Origin of the sequence: Azospirillum endophyticum (assembly GCF_016595245.1) — a bacterium.
Lineage (GTDB): Bacteria > Pseudomonadota > Alphaproteobacteria > Azospirillales > Azospirillaceae > Azospirillum > Azospirillum endophyticum.
Genome location: NZ_JAENHM010000060.1, coordinates 324,648 through 340,411 on the forward strand (window position 1 = coordinate 324,648; position 15,764 = coordinate 340,411).

16 protein-coding genes and 2 pseudogenes are annotated in these 15,764 nt (G+C 68.1%); 6 read left to right on the plus strand and 12 right to left on the minus strand.

Annotated features, from left to right (window positions below; all coding sequences use genetic code 11):
* Positions 1–125 precede the first annotated feature (125 nt).
* On the plus strand, positions 126–1,121 hold the full coding sequence (locus JHL17_RS22825; protein ID WP_200196657.1) for a formylglycine-generating enzyme family protein: 996 nt from the start codon (positions 126–128) through the stop codon (positions 1,119–1,121).
* A gap of 49 nt (positions 1,122–1,170) precedes the next feature.
* Here JHL17_RS22825 and JHL17_RS22830 read toward each other — a convergent pair whose 3' ends face one another.
* The 4 genes and pseudogenes from JHL17_RS22830 to JHL17_RS37230 form a co-directional block, all read right to left on the minus strand.
* On the minus strand, positions 1,171–1,959 hold the full coding sequence (locus JHL17_RS22830; RefSeq protein WP_200196659.1) for a transporter substrate-binding domain-containing protein: 789 nt from the start codon (positions 1,957–1,959) through the stop codon (positions 1,171–1,173).
* A gap of 154 nt (positions 1,960–2,113) precedes the next feature.
* Positions 2,114–2,524 (minus strand): LysR substrate-binding domain-containing protein, encoded by a 411-nt coding sequence (locus tag JHL17_RS37220; RefSeq protein ID WP_247893753.1) that lies wholly within the window; start codon positions 2,522–2,524, stop codon positions 2,114–2,116.
* 97 nt (positions 2,525–2,621) lie between these two features.
* A pseudogene (locus JHL17_RS37225) lies at positions 2,622–2,723 on the minus strand (LysR family transcriptional regulator); the annotation flags it as partial.
* Positions 2,724–2,891: 168 nt separating this feature from the next.
* Positions 2,892–3,020: pseudogene (locus JHL17_RS37230) on the minus strand (helix-turn-helix domain-containing protein); the annotation flags it as partial.
* A gap of 110 nt (positions 3,021–3,130) precedes the next feature.
* Here JHL17_RS37230 and JHL17_RS22840 point away from each other — a divergent pair.
* Together JHL17_RS22840 and JHL17_RS22845 are read left to right on the plus strand one after the other, a co-directional pair.
* Positions 3,131–3,763, plus strand: coding sequence for a glutathione S-transferase family protein (locus JHL17_RS22840; RefSeq protein WP_200196661.1), 633 nt, complete (start codon positions 3,131–3,133; stop codon positions 3,761–3,763).
* Between the two features lie 154 nt (positions 3,764–3,917).
* Positions 3,918–4,799: a 5'-nucleotidase, lipoprotein e(P4) family gene (locus JHL17_RS22845; RefSeq protein WP_200196663.1), complete on the plus strand. Its 882-nt coding sequence runs from the start codon at positions 3,918–3,920 to the stop codon at positions 4,797–4,799.
* Between the two features lie 26 nt (positions 4,800–4,825).
* Here JHL17_RS22845 and JHL17_RS22850 read toward each other — a convergent pair whose 3' ends face one another.
* The 7 genes from JHL17_RS22850 to urtA all read right to left on the minus strand — a co-directional run bounded on the left by JHL17_RS22850 (position 4,826) and on the right by urtA (position 11,390).
* Positions 4,826–4,978 (minus strand): hypothetical protein, encoded by a 153-nt coding sequence (locus tag JHL17_RS22850; protein WP_200196665.1) that lies wholly within the window; start codon positions 4,976–4,978, stop codon positions 4,826–4,828.
* Between the two features lie 189 nt (positions 4,979–5,167).
* Positions 5,168–5,563, minus strand: a complete 396-nt coding sequence (locus tag JHL17_RS22855; RefSeq protein WP_200196667.1) for a COG4315 family predicted lipoprotein — start codon at positions 5,561–5,563, stop codon at positions 5,168–5,170.
* A 115-nt stretch (positions 5,564–5,678) separates the two neighbouring features.
* Positions 5,679–6,374, minus strand: a complete 696-nt coding sequence (gene urtE / locus JHL17_RS22860; RefSeq protein WP_200196669.1) for an urea ABC transporter ATP-binding subunit UrtE — start codon at positions 6,372–6,374, stop codon at positions 5,679–5,681.
* 14 nt (positions 6,375–6,388) lie between these two features.
* The gene (gene urtD / locus JHL17_RS22865; protein ID WP_200196670.1) at positions 6,389–7,135 is read right to left on the minus strand and encodes an urea ABC transporter ATP-binding protein UrtD; all 747 of its coding nucleotides are present in this window, start codon (positions 7,133–7,135) and stop codon (positions 6,389–6,391) included.
* A gap of 3 nt (positions 7,136–7,138) precedes the next feature.
* Positions 7,139–8,287 (minus strand): urea ABC transporter permease subunit UrtC, encoded by a 1,149-nt coding sequence (gene urtC / locus JHL17_RS22870; protein WP_200196672.1) that lies wholly within the window; start codon positions 8,285–8,287, stop codon positions 7,139–7,141.
* Positions 8,288–8,290: 3 nt separating this feature from the next.
* Complete coding sequence (gene urtB, locus JHL17_RS22875) at positions 8,291–9,913, minus strand: urea ABC transporter permease subunit UrtB (RefSeq protein ID WP_200196674.1); 1,623 nt, start codon at positions 9,911–9,913, stop codon at positions 8,291–8,293.
* A gap of 166 nt (positions 9,914–10,079) precedes the next feature.
* The gene (gene urtA, locus JHL17_RS22880; RefSeq protein WP_200196676.1) at positions 10,080–11,390 is read right to left on the minus strand and encodes an urea ABC transporter substrate-binding protein; all 1,311 of its coding nucleotides are present in this window, start codon (positions 11,388–11,390) and stop codon (positions 10,080–10,082) included.
* Positions 11,391–11,759: 369 nt separating this feature from the next.
* Between urtA and JHL17_RS22885 the strand changes: the two genes are divergently transcribed.
* The 3 genes from JHL17_RS22885 to JHL17_RS22895 are packed head-to-tail and all read left to right on the plus strand — an operon-like array spanning position 11,760 to position 15,041.
* Positions 11,760–13,268, plus strand: a complete 1,509-nt coding sequence (locus JHL17_RS22885) for a L,D-transpeptidase family protein (protein WP_247893744.1) — start codon at positions 11,760–11,762, stop codon at positions 13,266–13,268.
* A gap of 40 nt (positions 13,269–13,308) precedes the next feature.
* On the plus strand, positions 13,309–14,070 hold the full coding sequence (locus JHL17_RS22890) for a class I SAM-dependent methyltransferase (protein ID WP_200196680.1): 762 nt from the start codon (positions 13,309–13,311) through the stop codon (positions 14,068–14,070).
* Between the two features lie 26 nt (positions 14,071–14,096).
* On the plus strand, positions 14,097–15,041 hold the full coding sequence (locus JHL17_RS22895; protein ID WP_200196682.1) for an AraC family transcriptional regulator: 945 nt from the start codon (positions 14,097–14,099) through the stop codon (positions 15,039–15,041).
* On the opposite strand, the gene JHL17_RS22900 is transcribed toward JHL17_RS22895, so the two are convergent.
* Positions 15,008–15,748 carry an HAD-IA family hydrolase gene (locus JHL17_RS22900; protein WP_200196684.1) on the minus strand — a complete coding sequence of 247 codons (741 nt, stop codon included), beginning with the start codon at positions 15,746–15,748 and terminating at the stop codon, positions 15,008–15,010. The genes JHL17_RS22895 and JHL17_RS22900 overlap by 34 nt on opposite strands.
* Positions 15,749–15,764: the final 16 nt, after the last annotated feature.

Below are 15,764 nucleotides of genomic sequence, written 5' to 3' on the forward strand. Positions count from 1 at the left end.
TGCCCCGACCGGGACACGGACGCGTGGTTGCCGGGCGCCGCGTGCCGCGGGGAAATGGCGGCATGATCCGCACCGGCACATCCGCAAGACACGGCTCCGTCGAGGGCTCCGCCCGGGGCTCGGCCATGCCCCTCACCCTGCCCAGCTCGCTGGGCGCGGTGGTCGCCCTGGTCCTGATGCTGGCCGCCCTGGCCGGCTGGCGCCGGGCCGTTCCGGAAGATCTGACCGGCTGGCGCGCCGAGCGGCTGGAGACCTTCCACGCTTGGCAGGCGAACAGTCCGGCAGACGAGGTCTGGGACCATCCCGACGCGCCCATCCTGGTGACGATCCCCGCCGGCCGCTATCTCCAGGGCGCGCCGGTGACGGAGACGGAGCGCTTTCCGGAGGAATCGCCGCAACGCCCGGTGTCGATCCGGCATGCGGTCGCCGTCGGCAAATACCCGGTGACCCGCGGCGAATATGCCCGCTTCATCCAGGACAGTGGCTACCGGCCCCGGACGGTCTGCCGCGGCTATGCCGGCGAGACCGAGTTGCTGCCGCGCTGGCACTTCTCCTGGCGGCGGCCGGGCTTCGACCAGACGAACCGCGACCCGGCGGTCTGCATCAGCTGGCACGACGCCAAGGCCTATGTGGACTGGCTCGGCCGGCGGACCGGCAAGCCCTACCGCCTGCTGACGGAAGCGGAATGGGAATATGCGGCGCGCGCCGGCACGAGGACCACCCGCTGGTGGGGCGACGATCCGGCCAAGGGATGCGACGCGGCCAACGGCGCCGACCTCAGCGCCAAGGACCGCTTCACCGACTGGGAGGTCGCGAACTGCCGAGACGGCGCCCTGTTCACGGCACCGGTCGGCAGCTACCGGCCCAACGGCTTCGGCCTCTACGACATGCTGGGCAATGTCTGGCAATGGGTGGAGGACTGCGCGGCGGACGGCTATCGCGACGCACCGGCCGACGGTTCGGCCTATTCCGGCCCGGCCGGTGGAGCGTGTTCGCTCAGGATGATGCGCGGCGGGTCGTGGCACAGCAACCCGCGCTATGTCCGCTCGGCCGTGCGGCGGGCGGACGGGGCCGAGATCGGCTATGCCGCCTACGGCCTCCGCGTCGCCCGCGATCCGTAGACCGCGGACGCATCGTCATGTCCTCCCCCGCGCCGGTCCCGGCGCCCGCTCACTGCATGGCGGCGTCGAGCTTGGCTTTCCAGAGACCGCTGGACAACGCTTTGGTCATCCAGGCATCGACGGCCTGCTTCAGCTCCGGATCCTTGCGCAGCAGATAGGCGTTCTCGAAATGGGTGAAGGGGCTGGCGACCGGGACGGCGCAGAGCACGCCGGGGTTCAGCTTCGCCTGCATGTCGACTTCGATGCCGTCGGTGACCATGACGTCGGCCTTGTCGGTGGCGATCTGCGCATGGATGGTCCTGTTGTCGGGCCAGACCTCGATCGGCGCCTTGGTGAAGTTCGCGCGGGCGAACTTCTCGTTGGTGCCGCCGGGATTGACGACGACGCGGGTGGTGGGCTGGTCGATCTTCTCAATGGTCGTGAACTTCTCCTTGTCGGCGCAGCGCGCGATCGGGCGCTTGCCGTCGCTGACGTTGGGAACCGAGAAATCGCCCACCGCGGCACGGTCGGGGTTGACCGTGATGCCGCCCAGCGCGACGTCGAACTTCTCGGCCTTGAGATCGTCGATCAGCGTCTTCCAACTGGTCTGTACGAACTCCACCCGGACGCCCAGCGTGGATGCGAGTTCCTTCGCCATCTCGATGTCGGCCCCCACCAGAGCGCCGTCGGCCCCCTTGTAGCTGAAGGGCTTGTAATCGCCGGTGGTGCCGACGCGGATCACCCCGGCTTGGCGGATCGCCTGCAACGCGCCGTCGGCAGCCTCGGCCGACGGAACCGCGGCGATGGTCGCAGTCATGGTCGCAGCGATCATCGCCGCAGCCGTCAAGAATGCCCTCATCCTGAACCCCTGTCGTTGGTTTGTTTCCGGTCGTTTCTTCGCTGCGGCCGGCATTCGGCCACCCTCCATCACGGGAGTAAGCCAGTATGACGCCCGGCACGGCGAATGCACGGCCGGAAAAGGCAATGGACCTGCGCCGAGCCTCGCTCCACGGTCAGACGCGCAGCACCGCCAGCGCCGATAGGCCTTGTACAGCATGGTCGAGGAAGGCCCGCACCCGGCCGGGCATCAGCCGCGCCGTCGGCACCACCACATGGACCGGCAGCGGCGTCGGCTCGGCATGCGGCATCAGGCGGACCAGCGTTCCGGCGGCGAGGTCGTCGGCTGCCTGATAGGACAGCGGGCGGGCGATGCCGTGGCCGTCGCGGGCGGCGAGCAGAGCCGGCTCGATATGGTTGACGGCCAGCCTGGGGACGACCCGCAACACCCGCTCCCGCCCATCGACCAGGAAACGCCAGTCCGGCGGGCCGGGCCGGGCGGTCGTCAGGATGAGGTCGTGGCCGGCCAGATCCTCCGGCATCGCGGGCGTGCCGTGCCGCGCCAGATAGCCGGGACTGGCGACCAGATAGCGCGCGACCTGACCGACCCGACGGGCGACGAGGCCGGAGGCCGGAGGCCGGCAACGGGCCGATGCGGACCGCCACGTCCAGTTCCTCCTCGATCAGGTCGAGGTTGCCGTCGGACAGCACCAGCTCGACCCGGATGTCGGGGAAGTCCCGCATGAAGTCGAGGACCAGCGGCGTCACATGCTTGCGTCCGAACATCACCGGTGCGGTGACGCGCAGCCGCCCGCGCAACGGCCGGTCGGAGCCGGTGGCGGCCAGCGCCTCGTCGTAATCGGCCAGCAGCCGGCGCGCCTGCTCGGCAAGCCGCCGGCCGGCGTCGGTGGGCACCAGGTTGCGGGTGGTGCGCTCGATCAGCCGCAAGCCCAGCCGCTCCTCCAGCCCCGACAGCGCGCGGGTGACGGCGGGCGCCGACCGCCGCAGCCGCTTGGCCGCCCCGGCGAGGCTGCCGGCCTCCAGGATCGCGACGAAGATCGCCAGTTCGTCCAACCGGTCCACGATTCTTCCGATTTCCGAAATGCTGCCTTTCGATCAAACCGGATTCCTGCAGTGAGGTGCAAGTGGTTGGCTGTCGGGATCCACGGCCCAAAAACGAGAGGGACTCTTCGATGAGCAACAGCGCCGAACCCACCATCACGCTCTACGGCACGCCGCTGTCGGGGCATGCCCACCGGGTCGAAGCCTTCCTGAACATCCTCGGCCTGCCCTACCGCTATGTCGAGGCCGATGCCGGGATACGGAAATCGGACGATTTCCTCGCCCTGAACCCGCTTGGTCAGATCCCGGTGCTGGTCGACGGCGACCTCGTCCTGCCGGACTCCATCGCCATCCTGGTCTATCTCGCCGACCGTTACGACGACTCAGGCCTGTGGAACCCGAAGGCACCGGAGGAGGCGGCGCAGGTGCAGCGCTGGCTGTCGGTCGCGGCCGGGGACCTGCGCTTCGGACCGGCCTTGGCGCGCATCCTGACGCTGTGGAGAGGGAATGGTTCGTGGGCCGATGCGCAGAGGATCGCCGAGCGCGTCCTGCGCTTCATGGACGGCCATCTGACGGGCCGCGACTGGCTGGCGACGGAGCGGCCGACCATCGCCGACATCGCCTGCTACGCCTATGTCGCCCGCGCCCCCGAGGGACGCATTCCGCTCGCTCTCTATCCGGCGGTCCGCAGCTGGCTGGAGCGGGTGGAGGCGATCCCGTCTCTGACCCCGATGCCGCGGAGCGCCATTCCCCAACCCGCCTGAAGCTTCGCATCGGGATCGCGTGACGCAAGCGCACTGAGATGTCGTGACGCAAGCGTACCGAGATACCGTGACGCAAGCGTCACGGGACCGTCGCCAAGCACCCGAATCTGTGCTTCGATGACAGTTCCATGACACTTGATGGATGGGTGTGTCGATGCGCTATTCCGCCTGTTCCGGGCGCTGGTCGTTGCTGTCCGGTGCGGTTGCCCTGTCTCTCCTGGTCGGGCCTGCCCTGGCCGCCGATCCGGCTCCCCAAGGCCCCGTGCCCCAGAACGATCTGTTGAACGCCGAGCTGTGGATGCAGCGCTCGGTCGAATACAAGGCGAACGCGCTGGCGGTCTATGCGCTGGGCAAAATCCAGCTGGACAAGGCGCTGGCCGACAAGACCTGGACCGCGGCGACCGAGCAGACCGGTGCTTACCAGGACCTGCCGCCGGCCGTGGTGTTGGACTTGGACGAGACGGCAATGGACAATTCGGCCTATCAGGCCGGCCTCGTCACCAGCAACGGCGACTTCTCGCCCAAGACCTGGGACGCCTGGGTAAAGGCGGAGAAGGCGACGGCGGTGCCGGGCGCAGTGGAGTTCACCCAATACGCGGAATCGAAGGGCGTCAAAGTCTTCTACGTCACCAACCGCAACGCCGACCAGGAGGAGCCGACCCGCCGCAACGCGCAGGCGCTGGGCTTCCCGATGGGTGGGAATGTCGATACCTTCCTGATGTCGAAGGAGAAGCCGGACTGGGGGTCTGCGAAGAGCACGCGGCGCGCCTACATCGCCAAGGAGTACAGGATCGTCCTGCTGTTCGGCGACAATTTCGGTGACTTCAGCGACGCCTCCAACGGCAGCGACGCGGAACGGCTGAAGGCCTACGAGGCGGCGAAGGAGCATTTCGGGCGCGACTGGCTGATGCTGGCCAACCCCGGCTACGGCTCATTCGAGAGCGCGCCCTATGGTCACAATTTCAAACTGTCGGCCGACGAGAAGCGGGCCAAGAAGATCGGCGCGCTGGAACCCTGGGTGATGCCGGCCCAATAATACAGTAAATGAGCGGGGCGCCTGTTTCAGAAGATCAGGCGCACCGCTTCCACGATCAGCACCCACGGCGTGCCGATCATCACCGTCCACACGGCAAGGCGCGGCAGACCGCGCATCTTGCGGATTTTCGGTTCAGCGGAGGGGGTGGCTTCGAACGAGGTGGCGTTGTAGATCGACATGGCCTGCTGCTCCATGAGCAAGATGACGTTGAGGCCATCATGCGGCTTCGATCCTTAACGACCTTTAAAGAGCGCCGCCCGCGAAGTCGACGTTTGCGCATTACCTCGACCGGATAAGTATACATCCTGCGAACGCGGTGTCGGGGCGGCGAACGCCAACCGCCACGACACCGCGAGGAGGGATGGGCGTTACGGTTTCGCCACGTGCCAGACGTTGTTCACGCCGTCACCCGTGGTGTCGCCGGGCTTCGCGTCCTTGGCCCAGGCATAGAGCGGCTTGCCATCATAGGCCCACTGCCGGCTTCCGTCGTCGCGGGTGACGACGCTGTACTTGCCCATCGGTTTGGCCGAGGCCGGGGCCATCAGCGGCGGCCAGTTGGTCGCGCAAGGGCCGTTGCAGGCCGACTTGCCGGCGCTGTCCTTGTCGAAGACGTAGAGCGTCATGCCCTTCGCGTCGGTCAGGACGGGACCCATCGCGGTCTTCCCCGTCATGGCCGGTTCCTTGTCCTGGGCGAAGGCAGGAACGCCGGCCAGGGCAGCCCCCAGGCCGACGGCGATGACGGTGATACGGAGCGCGGACTTCATTGCGTGGTTCCTCCCCAAAACCCGGTCCACCGGGACAGCGGACCAGATGGATCAAGGACGCAGGGAAGACGCGGATATTCCGCCGCTCAAAGTCCGAGAGGGGCCGTCATCGGGATTATACCGTCAGATATTTGCGCACCTCCTGCTCGTCCAGGCCGCTGCGCGGGCCGGACAGCATCACTTCGCCACGCTCCATCACCACCCAGTCGTCGGCGAGATCGCGGGCGAAGTCGAAATACTGCTCGACCAGCAGGATCGCCATGGTGCCCTTGTCGCGCAGATAGCTGATCGCCCGGCCGATGTCCTTGATGATGGAGGGCTGGATTCCCTCGGTCGGCTCGTCCAGCACCAGCAGGCGCGGACGGGTCACCAGGGCGCGGCCGATGGCGAGTTGCTGCTGCTGGCCGCCCGACAGGTCGCCGCCGCGGCGGTCCAGCATCGATTTCAGCACCGGGAACAGCTCGAACACCTCGTCGGGGATCGAGCGCTGGGCGCGCGGCAGCGGGGCGTAGCCGGTCAGCAGGTTTTCCCGCACCGTCAGCAACGGGAAGATCTCGCGCCCCTGCGGCACATAGGCGATGCCGCGCCGCGCCCGGTCGGCCGGCGCCATCTTCGTCACGTCGGCGCCGTCCCAGCCGATGGAGCCGCCGGATACCGGCTTCAGCCCGACGATCGCGCGCAGCAGGCTGGACTTGCCGACGCCGTTGCGGCCGACCAGACAGGTGACCTTGCCGATTTCGGCCTTCATGGAAACGCTGCGCAGGGCCTGGGCGGCGCCGTAATGCAGATCGAGGGAACGAACGTCCAACATCCTGGGGTCTCCCGTCAGCGGCCGAGATAGGTGTCGATGACTTGGCTGTTGGCGCTGACCGCGTCCAGCGAGCCTTCAGCGAGGACCGAGCCTTCGGCCAGCACCGTCACCTTGACGCCGAGCGCGCGGACGAAGCTCATGTCATGCTCCACCACGATCACCGAATGCTTGCCAGCGATGCTGCACAGTAGTTCGGCGGTCTGTTCGGTCTCGGCGTCGGTCATGCCGGCCACCGGCTCGTCGACCAGCAGAAGCTTGGGGTCCTGGGCCAGCAGCATGCCGATCTCCAGCCATTGCTTCTGGCCGTGCGACAGGCTGCCGGCCTGCCGGCTGCGCAGGGCCGACAGGCGGGTGATGTCGAGGATTTCCTCGATCCGCGAGCGGTCGTCACGGCTGATGGCGTAGGTCAGCGTCTTCAGCGGCCGGCGCGGCGCCTTCAGCGCCAGTTCCAGGTTGTCCCACACCGTGTGCGGTTCGAAGACGGTCGGGCGCTGGAACTTGCGGCCGATGCCGAGGTTGGCGATCGCCGCCTCGCGCAGGCGGGTCAGGTCGGTGTCGCCCTCGAACAGGATGGTCCCGGTGTCGGGGCGGGTCTTGCCGGTGATGACGTCCATCATCGTCGTCTTGCCGGCGCCGTTGGGGCCGATGATCGCCCGCATCTCGCCGGGCATCATCACCAGCGACAGGCTGTTCAGCGCCTTGAAACCGTCGAAGCTGACCGACACGCCGTCGAGATAGAGGAGGGTCGATTCCGCGCTCATGGGTCAGGCTCCCTTCTGGTCGGCAGGCTGGGCGTTGGGGAGGGTGGAGGCCTTGCGGCCGGGCAGCTTCGCCTTCAACTGCGCGCCCAGCCCCAGCAGGCCCTTGGGCAGGAACAGGGTCACCGCCACGAACAGGCCGCCAAGGGCGAATAGCCACAGCTCCGGCAGGGCGCCGGTGAAATAGCTCTTGCCCATGTTGACCAGAACAGCACCCAGGATGGCGCCGGCCAGCGTGCCGCGTCCGCCGACGGCGACCCAGATCACCGCCTCGATCGAGCTGGCCGGGGCGAATTCCGACGGGTTGATGATGCCGACCTGCGGGACGTAGAGGGCGCCGGCCACGCCGGCCATGCAGGCCGACAGGGTCCAGGCGAACAGTTTGTAGCTTTCGGTGTCGTAGCCCATGAAGCGGACGCGGCTCTCGGCGTCGCGCAGCGCCACCAGCACCTTGCCCAGCTTAGAGCCGATGACGCCGGACGCGATCATGTAGGAAAGCGCCAGCGCCGCCACCGTCGCCACGAACAGCGCGACGCGGGTGGTATCGGCCTGGATGTCGTAGCCGAGGATGTCCTTGAAGTCGGTCAGGCCGTTGTTGCCGCCGAAGCCCATGTCGTTGCGGAAGAAGGCCAGCAGCAGGGCGAAGGTCAGCGCCTGGGTGATGATCGACAGGTAGACGCCGGTGACGCGGCTGCGGAAGGCGAACCAGCCGAAGGCGAAGGCCAGCGCGCCCGGCACCACCAGCACCATCAGCGCGGCGAACCAGAAATGGTCGAAGCCCAACCAATACCAGGGCAGTTCCTTCCAGTTCAGGAAGACCATGAAATCGGGCAGCAGCGGGTTGCCGTAGACGCCGCGCGGGCCGATCTGCCGCATCAGGTACATGCCCATGGCGTAGCCGCCGAGCGCGAAGAAGGCGGCATGGCCGAGCGACAGGATGCCGCAATAGCCCCACACCAGATCGAGCGCCAGCGCCAGCAGCGCGAAGCACAGGTATTTGCCGAGCAGCGAGACGGTGAAGATCGACAGGTGGAACGGCGAGTCCGCCGGCACCCACAGCGTCATCGCCGGCACGACGACCGCCAGGAATGCCAGGATCGCCAGGACGATCCCGGCCTTGCGGTCCAGCCCCATCAGGAAAAAGCGCAGCAGCATCGGTCAGGCCTCCACCGCGCGGCCCTTCAGCGCGAACAGGCCGCGCGGACGCCGTTGGATGAACAGGATGATGAAGATCAGCACCAGGATCTTGCCCAGCACCGCCCCGGCATAGGGTTCGAGGAACTTGTTCATGGTCCCCAGCGTCAGCGCGCCGACCAGCGTGCCCCACAGGTTGCCCACCCCGCCGAACACCACGACCATGAAGCTGTCGAGGATGTAGCCCTGGCCCAGGTTCGGGCTGACATTGTCGATCTGGCTCAGCGCCACCCCGGCCAGCCCGGCGATGCCGGAGCCGAGACCGAAGGTCAGCGCGTCGACCCGCGCGGTGCGGATGCCCATGGCGTTGGCCATCGGCCGGTTCTGCGTCACCGCCCGGATCGACAGGCCGAACCAGGTGCGCTTCAGCGCCACCAGCAGGGCCGCGAAGACGGCGAAGGCGAAGACGACGATCCACAGCCGGCCGTAGGTGATGGTCAGGCCGCCCAGCTCGAAGGCGCCGGACATCCAGCTCGGCGCGCCGACCTCGCGGTTGGTCGGGCCGAAGATGGAGCGGACGGCCTGCTGGAGCGCCAGCGACAGGCCCCAGGTGGCGAGCAGCGTTTCCAGCGGCCGGCCGTAGAGCCAGCGGATCACGCTGCGCTCGATGACGATGCCGACGCCGCCGGAGACGAGGAAGGCGGCGGGCAGCGCCACCAGGATCGACAGGTCGAACAGGCCGGGAGCGTGGGCGCGGAAGAACTCCTGCACCAGGAAGGTGGTGTAGGCGCCGATCATCACCATCTCGCCATGGGCCATGTTGATGACGCCCATCACGCCGAAGGTGACGGCCAGCCCGATGGCGGCCAGCAGCAGCACCGAGCCCAGCGACAGCCCGTACCAGAGATTTTGCAGCGCGGCCCAGAAGGCCAGCTTCTGTTCCAGGGTCGAGACGGCGGCGGCGGCCAATTTCTTGGTGACGTCCGACGCGCCGGAGCCGGCGACCATGTTCAGCAGCACCAGCGCGTCGCGGTCGCCGCGCGCGGTCAGCGTGTCGGTCGCCGACTGGATGTCGGCGTCGGTCATCTTCGACGCGGCCTCGCCGGTCAGCAGGATGGCGGCGCGCGCCTGTTCCATGGCGGCGCGGACGCCCTTGTCCTGCTCCTTGGCGATGGCGGCGCTCAGCGTCTCCAGCGCCGAGGCGTCGCGGCTCTTGAACACCGCGTCGGCGGCGGAGCGGCGGACGCCGGCATCGGGGCTCATCAGGGTGAGGGCACCCAGCGAGGCGCTGATGGCGCGGCGCAGCGAATTGTTGATGCGGATCTTCTCGACCGCGCCGGCTGGCGCCTCACCGAGGGCGGCGCGGGTCAGCGGGTCGGTCAGGGTGAAAGCGTCGCCGGCCTTGCGGGCGACGACGACGGTGCCGTCGGCCTTGCGCACATAGAGGTCGCCGGCCTGGAGCGCCTCGATCGCCGGCACGGCGGCCGGGTCGCCGGCCTCCGACAGTTGTGCCAGTGCCTTTTCGGTTCCGGAATACCCGCCGCTGCCCAGGGCCTGGACAAGCGGGCGGAGGTCGGCGGCAAAGGCGGCGGTCGATGTGGCGGCCACCACACAGACAGCCATCAGCCAGCGGAGAGCGCGTCGCATCGGGGGTCCTTCGGTGCAGGGGGCTTACAAACGAGCGACGCTTGCCCCCACCCCAGCCCTCCCCCGCTTCGCAGGGGAGGGTGAGATTCCCTCCTCCGCCCAGCGGGGGAGGGTTAGGGTGGGGGCAAGCGTCACAACCACTCAGATCAGAGAAGGAACGCGACCCTCACGACCCCTTGCCGCCGCACTTGCCGGTCTTCACGTTGAAGTTGCCGCAGGACATCGGCTTGCGCCAATCGGCGATCAGGTCCTTGCTGTCCGGCAGGAAGTCCGACCACTCGTCGCCGGGGACCAGACCCGAGGTCTTGGAGACGACGTCGAACTGGCCGTTCTCCTGCACTTCGCCGATCAGGACCGGCTTGGTGATGTGGTGGTTCGGCAGCATCGCCGAATAGCCGCCGGTCAGGTTGGGGACCGACACGCCGACCATGGCGTCGATGACCTTGTCCGGCTCGGTGGTGCCGGCCGCCTCGACCGCCTTCACCCACATGTTGAAGCCGATGTAGTGGGCTTCCATCGGGTCGTTGGTGACGCGCTTGTCGTTCTTGGTGTAGGCCTTCCATTCCTTGATGAACTCGGCGTTCGCCGGAGTCTCGACGGACTGGAAGTAGTTCCAGGCGGCCAGATGGCCGAGCAGCGGCTTGGTGTCTATGCCGGCCAGCTCTTCCTCGCCGACCGAGAAGGCGACGACCGGGATGTCCTGCGCCTTGACGCCCTGGTTGCCCAGTTCCTTGTAGAAGGGAACGTTGGCGTCGCCGTTGATGGTGGAGACCACGGCGGTCTTCTTGCCGGCCGAGCCGAACTTCTTGATGTCCGCCACGATCGACTGCCAGTCGGAATGACCGAACGGCGTATAGTTGATCATGATGTCCTCGGGCTTGACGCCCTTGCCCTTCAGGTAGGCCTCGAGGATCTTGTTGGTCGTGCGCGGATAGACGTAGTCGGTGCCGGCCAGCACCCAGCGCTGGACCTTCTCCTTCTGCATCAGGTAGTCGACAGCCGGGATCGCCTGCTGGTTCGGGGCGGCGCCGGTGTAGAAGACGTTGCGGGAGGACTCCTCGCCCTCATACTGGACCGGGTAGAAGAGGATGTTGTTCAGCTCCTCGAACACCGGCAGCACCGACTTGCGGCTGACCGAGGTCCAGCAGCCGAACACGGCCGACACCTTGTCCTTGCTGATCAGCTCGCGCGCCTTCTCGGCGAACAGCGGCCAATTGGAGGCCGGATCGACCACCACCGGCTCCAGCTTCTTGCCCAGCAGGCCGCCCTTCTTGTTCTGCTCGTCGATCAGCATCAGCATGACGTCCTTGAGCGTCGTCTCGCTGATCGCCATCGTGCCGGACAGGGAATGCAGGATGCCCACCTTGATGGTGTCGTCCGCCGCCTGGGCGGGCATCGCGAAGGACGCCATCGCGCCCATGGCCAGACCGGCCAGCGCGCCGATCCCGAAGCTCGACGTCAGTTGCTTGGTCCGCATGAAGTTGCCCCCTTCCTTTGGCGCCCCGGTTGCTCCGGGGCTTCGCCACATCGTCGGAAGAAAGGCTACCGCGCATGCGAAAGGCGGTATCTACGTCAAATGACACATACGGTCTCAAGGCGGCACGTGGGACCCCGCCCTCGTGGCGGTAACACCTGTGAAGCTTCGGAATAAAACCGCCGCCATGGCGTCCAACCGTTGGACGAGCGCGTGTAACGATGACAGCTCACAGCGGGTGGGGCGGCGATGCAAGGGAGCAACAGTGTGAACAGCAGGTCTGTCGTCACCAAATGTCGCTTGCGAATCACGAAGGGCTTGTCGAAGGTTGCAGCGTTCGATCCTTTCCGTTCACGGTCCGGTCCAGTCGCCATGCATGATGTCCGCCACCCGATCTCCCGACGCTCCGCCGCCCTGCTGATGGTCGGCGGACTGGCCGGCGTCGTCCTGAGCGGTCCGGCGCTGGGCGCAGCGCCGAAGGAGGCTGCGCACGCGGCCAAGCCGCCGCTGATCGCCGGCTGGGCCGCGGCGCTGGAACAGCGCGCCCTGGAAATCCAGAACGCGCCCAAGGCGCAGGCCACGCGCATCGGCTACGGCGCTGTTGTCAAGAAGGGTGACGGCGGCATGGTCGAGAGCATCGCTCCGGCGATGGACGTGCCGCCGGCCGACGTCCAGCAGGCGCAGGCCCCCACCCTGCCCGGCCTGGAACCGGTGGAGCCGGCGCCGCCGGTGGTCATCTCCGTGCGCTCGCCGCTGGCCGACCGCGTCGGCAAGCTGTCGCGCCGGCTGATCGAGCTGGGCTTCCTGCCCGCCGACAAATGGACCGACAGCTTCAACGACGATGTCGAGACCGCGGTCCGCGCCTTCCAGCTCGCCGAGGGTCTGCAGCCCGACGGCAAGGTCGGCGAGGTGACGCGCCAGGCGATGGACCGCACTCCGGCGCAGACCGTGGCGCTTCTGCGCCGCGCCGCCGCGGCGATGCGGGCGCAGCAGGCTTCCATCCCCGACACCAGCATCCTGGTCAACCTGCCCGGCCAGTCCGTCACCCTGATCGAGCATGGCCGCCCCACCTTCACCATGCGGGCGGTGGTCGGCCGGCCGTCGCGCAAGACGCCGCTGCTGCAGGACAAGGTCACCAGCGTCACCATCAACCCGACCTGGACCGTCCCGCCGACGGTGCTGAGCGAAGACAAGCTGCCGGCCCTGCGCAAGAAGGGCACCACCGGCATCAAGAACGCCGTCGTCTATCTGGACGGGTCGGAGGTCGCCAGCACCCAGTCGGTCAACTGGTGGTCGGTCGATCCCGGCCGTGTCCGCATCGTCCAGAAGCCGGGCGACGACAACGCGCTGGGCCGCTTCCGCTTCAACCTGACCAACGGCGAAGGCATCTTCCTGCACGGCACCAACGATCCCCGGCTGTTCAGCCGCGACCTGCGCGCCGCCAGCTCCGGCTGTGTGCGGCTGGAGGATGCCCGGATGATGGCGGAAACGCTGCTGAGCGCGGCGAAGGTGACGCCGGGCGCCATCGGCCAGCAGCTCGACACCGGGGATACCAAGACGATCCGGCTGCCGAACGCCATCCCCGTGCGCTTCGTCTACTGGAACGCGTCGGTCGACACCGCCGGCGTGGTGCGCGTCCATCCCGACATCTACGAGGATCCGCCCACGCTGGCGACGCCGTCCGGCCAGTCGGGTTCGGCAGCCCCGGCGATGTCCGCCAATCCTGCAGCGGGCGCCAACCCGGTGACACCGGTGTCGACGCCGCGCCCGCTGTCCAAGCCGGCACCGCTGCCGGTCCCAACCGCCCATGCGCCGACGCCGCTGTCATCGGCTTCGGCGCCGGCACCGGCCAAGCCGCTGCCGGCATCGACGGGGATGTGAGGGCCGGTTCTCGCAGTACGCTGGAAGACTGGAGGTCGACATGTCGGTTCATCACTCTTCCAGCGGCTACGAGACCGGTGCCAAGGCCTATGTCAAAGGCCGCCCCAGCTACCCGGCCGAAGCCGCCGTCTGGCTTCGCGACGTGCTGGGCGTCGGTCCCGGCCGGAAAGTCTTGGAGATCGGTGCCGGCACCGGCAAATTCACCGCGGTTCTGAAGCAGTGCGGCGGCGAGATTACCGCCGTCGAGCCGGTCGTCGGCATGCGCGAGCAGCTCGTTCCGGCCTTTCCCGATATCATTGTCCTGGCGGGGACCGCCGAATCCATCCCCCTGCCCGACGGTTCCGTCGATGCCGTGGTCTGCGCGCAGGCCTTCCACTGGTTCGCCACCGCCGCCGCCCTGCAGAAAATGCGGAGGGTGCTGAAACCGGGCGGCACGCTGGGACTGATCTGGAATGTCCGGGATGAAAGCGTGCCCTGGGTCGCGGCGTTGACCGCCATCACCGACCCCCGGGAGGGCGACACCCCGCGCTATCGAACCGGCGACTGGCGCCGGGTCTTCCCCGCGCCGGGCTTCGAGGCCATCGACGAGCGGAACGTCCGCCATGCCCATGTCGGCAGCCCGGAGGACGTCATCGTCAAGCGGACGATGTCGGTCAGCTTCATCGCCGCGCTGCCGCCCGACCAGCAGGCGGAGGTCGAGCGCGACACCCGCGCGCTGATCGCCCGCACGCCTGAACTGGCGGACCAAGCCGAGATCGCCTTTCCCTACGAAACGGTCATGTTCGCCTACCGCAAGGTCTGACGAAGACCGCCTTCAGATCGTCCTGAATGGATCCGCTTTCCGACATCATCGCCCTGCTCAGGCCGACCGCGGCGGTGTCCAAGCCCATCACCGGGAGGGGACGCTGGGGGATCGGCTATCCCGCCCTTCACAAGCCCGGCTTCACGCTGATCCTGAAGGGCGAATGCTGGGTGTCCTTCGAAGGCGGGACGCCGCTGCGGATCGCGGTGGGCGATTTCCTTCTTCTGCCCTCCACCCCCGCCTTCACGCTGAGCAGCCAGCCGGGCATCGCCTGCGTGCCGCGTGAACCGACGGACCGGCCGGTCCGGCATGGCGACCAGGAGGGTGAGGCGGAGTTCGAGGCGCTGGGCGGCAGTTTCCAGATCGAACAGGTGAACGCGCCGCTCCTGCTGACGCTGCTCCCCCGCATGATCCATATCCCGGCCTACGAAGGCAGGACCGACCGCTTCGGCCGGGTGATCGACCTCATCGTCGAGGAATGCGGGCAGCAGGACCCCGGCAGGGAGTTGATCCTCCAGCGCATGCTCGAGGTTCTGCTGGTCGAGGCGCTACGCTGGCGCGGCCTCGCGGCGGACGGGGTGCGAAGCGGCCTGCTCAGCGGTCTGCGCGACCCGGCCCTTGCCCGCGTCCTTCGCACCCTGCACGGGGACGTGCGGGAGAACTGGACGGTCGCCGGCCTCGCCAAGATCGCCGGACAGTCCCGGTCGGCGTTCGCCGCCCGTTTCGGCGAGGTGCTCGGCTGCGGCCCGATCGAGTATCTGGCGCGCTGGCGGATGGCGCTGGCGAAGGACGCCCTGGTCCGCGGCGCGAAATCCCTCGACCGGATCGCCGAGGAGGTCGGCTACGAATCCGCCAGCGCCTTCAGCACGGCGTTCCGCAAGCGGCAGGGCTGCCCGCCCGGCCAGTTCGCCCGCAGCGGTGCCGCGGGCGGCACCGGTCAGGCCCTCGCCGACGACGCCGGCAATCCGTAGGAGAACCCGACCGGGGAGGCGTTGGACGGCAGGACGCTTTCCCCGGCGGGACGAATGGAAAGCGATCCGTCCGGCAGCCGGTCCACGGCGAGATCGCGATAGTCCCGGATGGCGGCATGTCCGGCATCCACGGCTGCGGCACCCGCCGCGGCATGGTGGGTCGCCGTGATCACCAGCACCGAGGCGCCGGCACTGACCGCCGCGGCGATCCCGGCCGGGGAATCCTCCACCACGAGGCAACGGTCCGCCGTCGTGCCGAGCCTCTCGGCCGCCAGTTGGAAGCAGTCGGGGGCCGGCTTGCCGCGCTCGACATCCTCGGCGCCGACCAGGAGCGGCGGTACGGGCAAGCCGGCCGCGGCGATCCTGCGCAAGGCGAGGGTGCGCGGCGCCGACGTCACGATTGCCCAGCGCTCCGCCGGCAGTGCCGCGAGGAATCCGGCGGCACCGGCGATTTCCTCGATCCCCTCGACATCCTCGATCTCGGCCAGGGTGATCGCCTCGGCCTCCGCCTCCGGATCGATGCCGGGGAGAGCGAGCCGCCGGATGGTCTCGACCGCCCGGACGCCATGGATGGTCGGCAGGAAGGCTTCGACGTCGATGCCGTGGCGCAGCGCCCAGGCGGTCCAGATGCGCTCCGCCGCCTTGATCGAGTTCAGGACCGTCCCGTCCATGTCGAAGAGAATGGCGTCGAAAAGAACCTCGTCCATCGTCCGCATCCGGTCA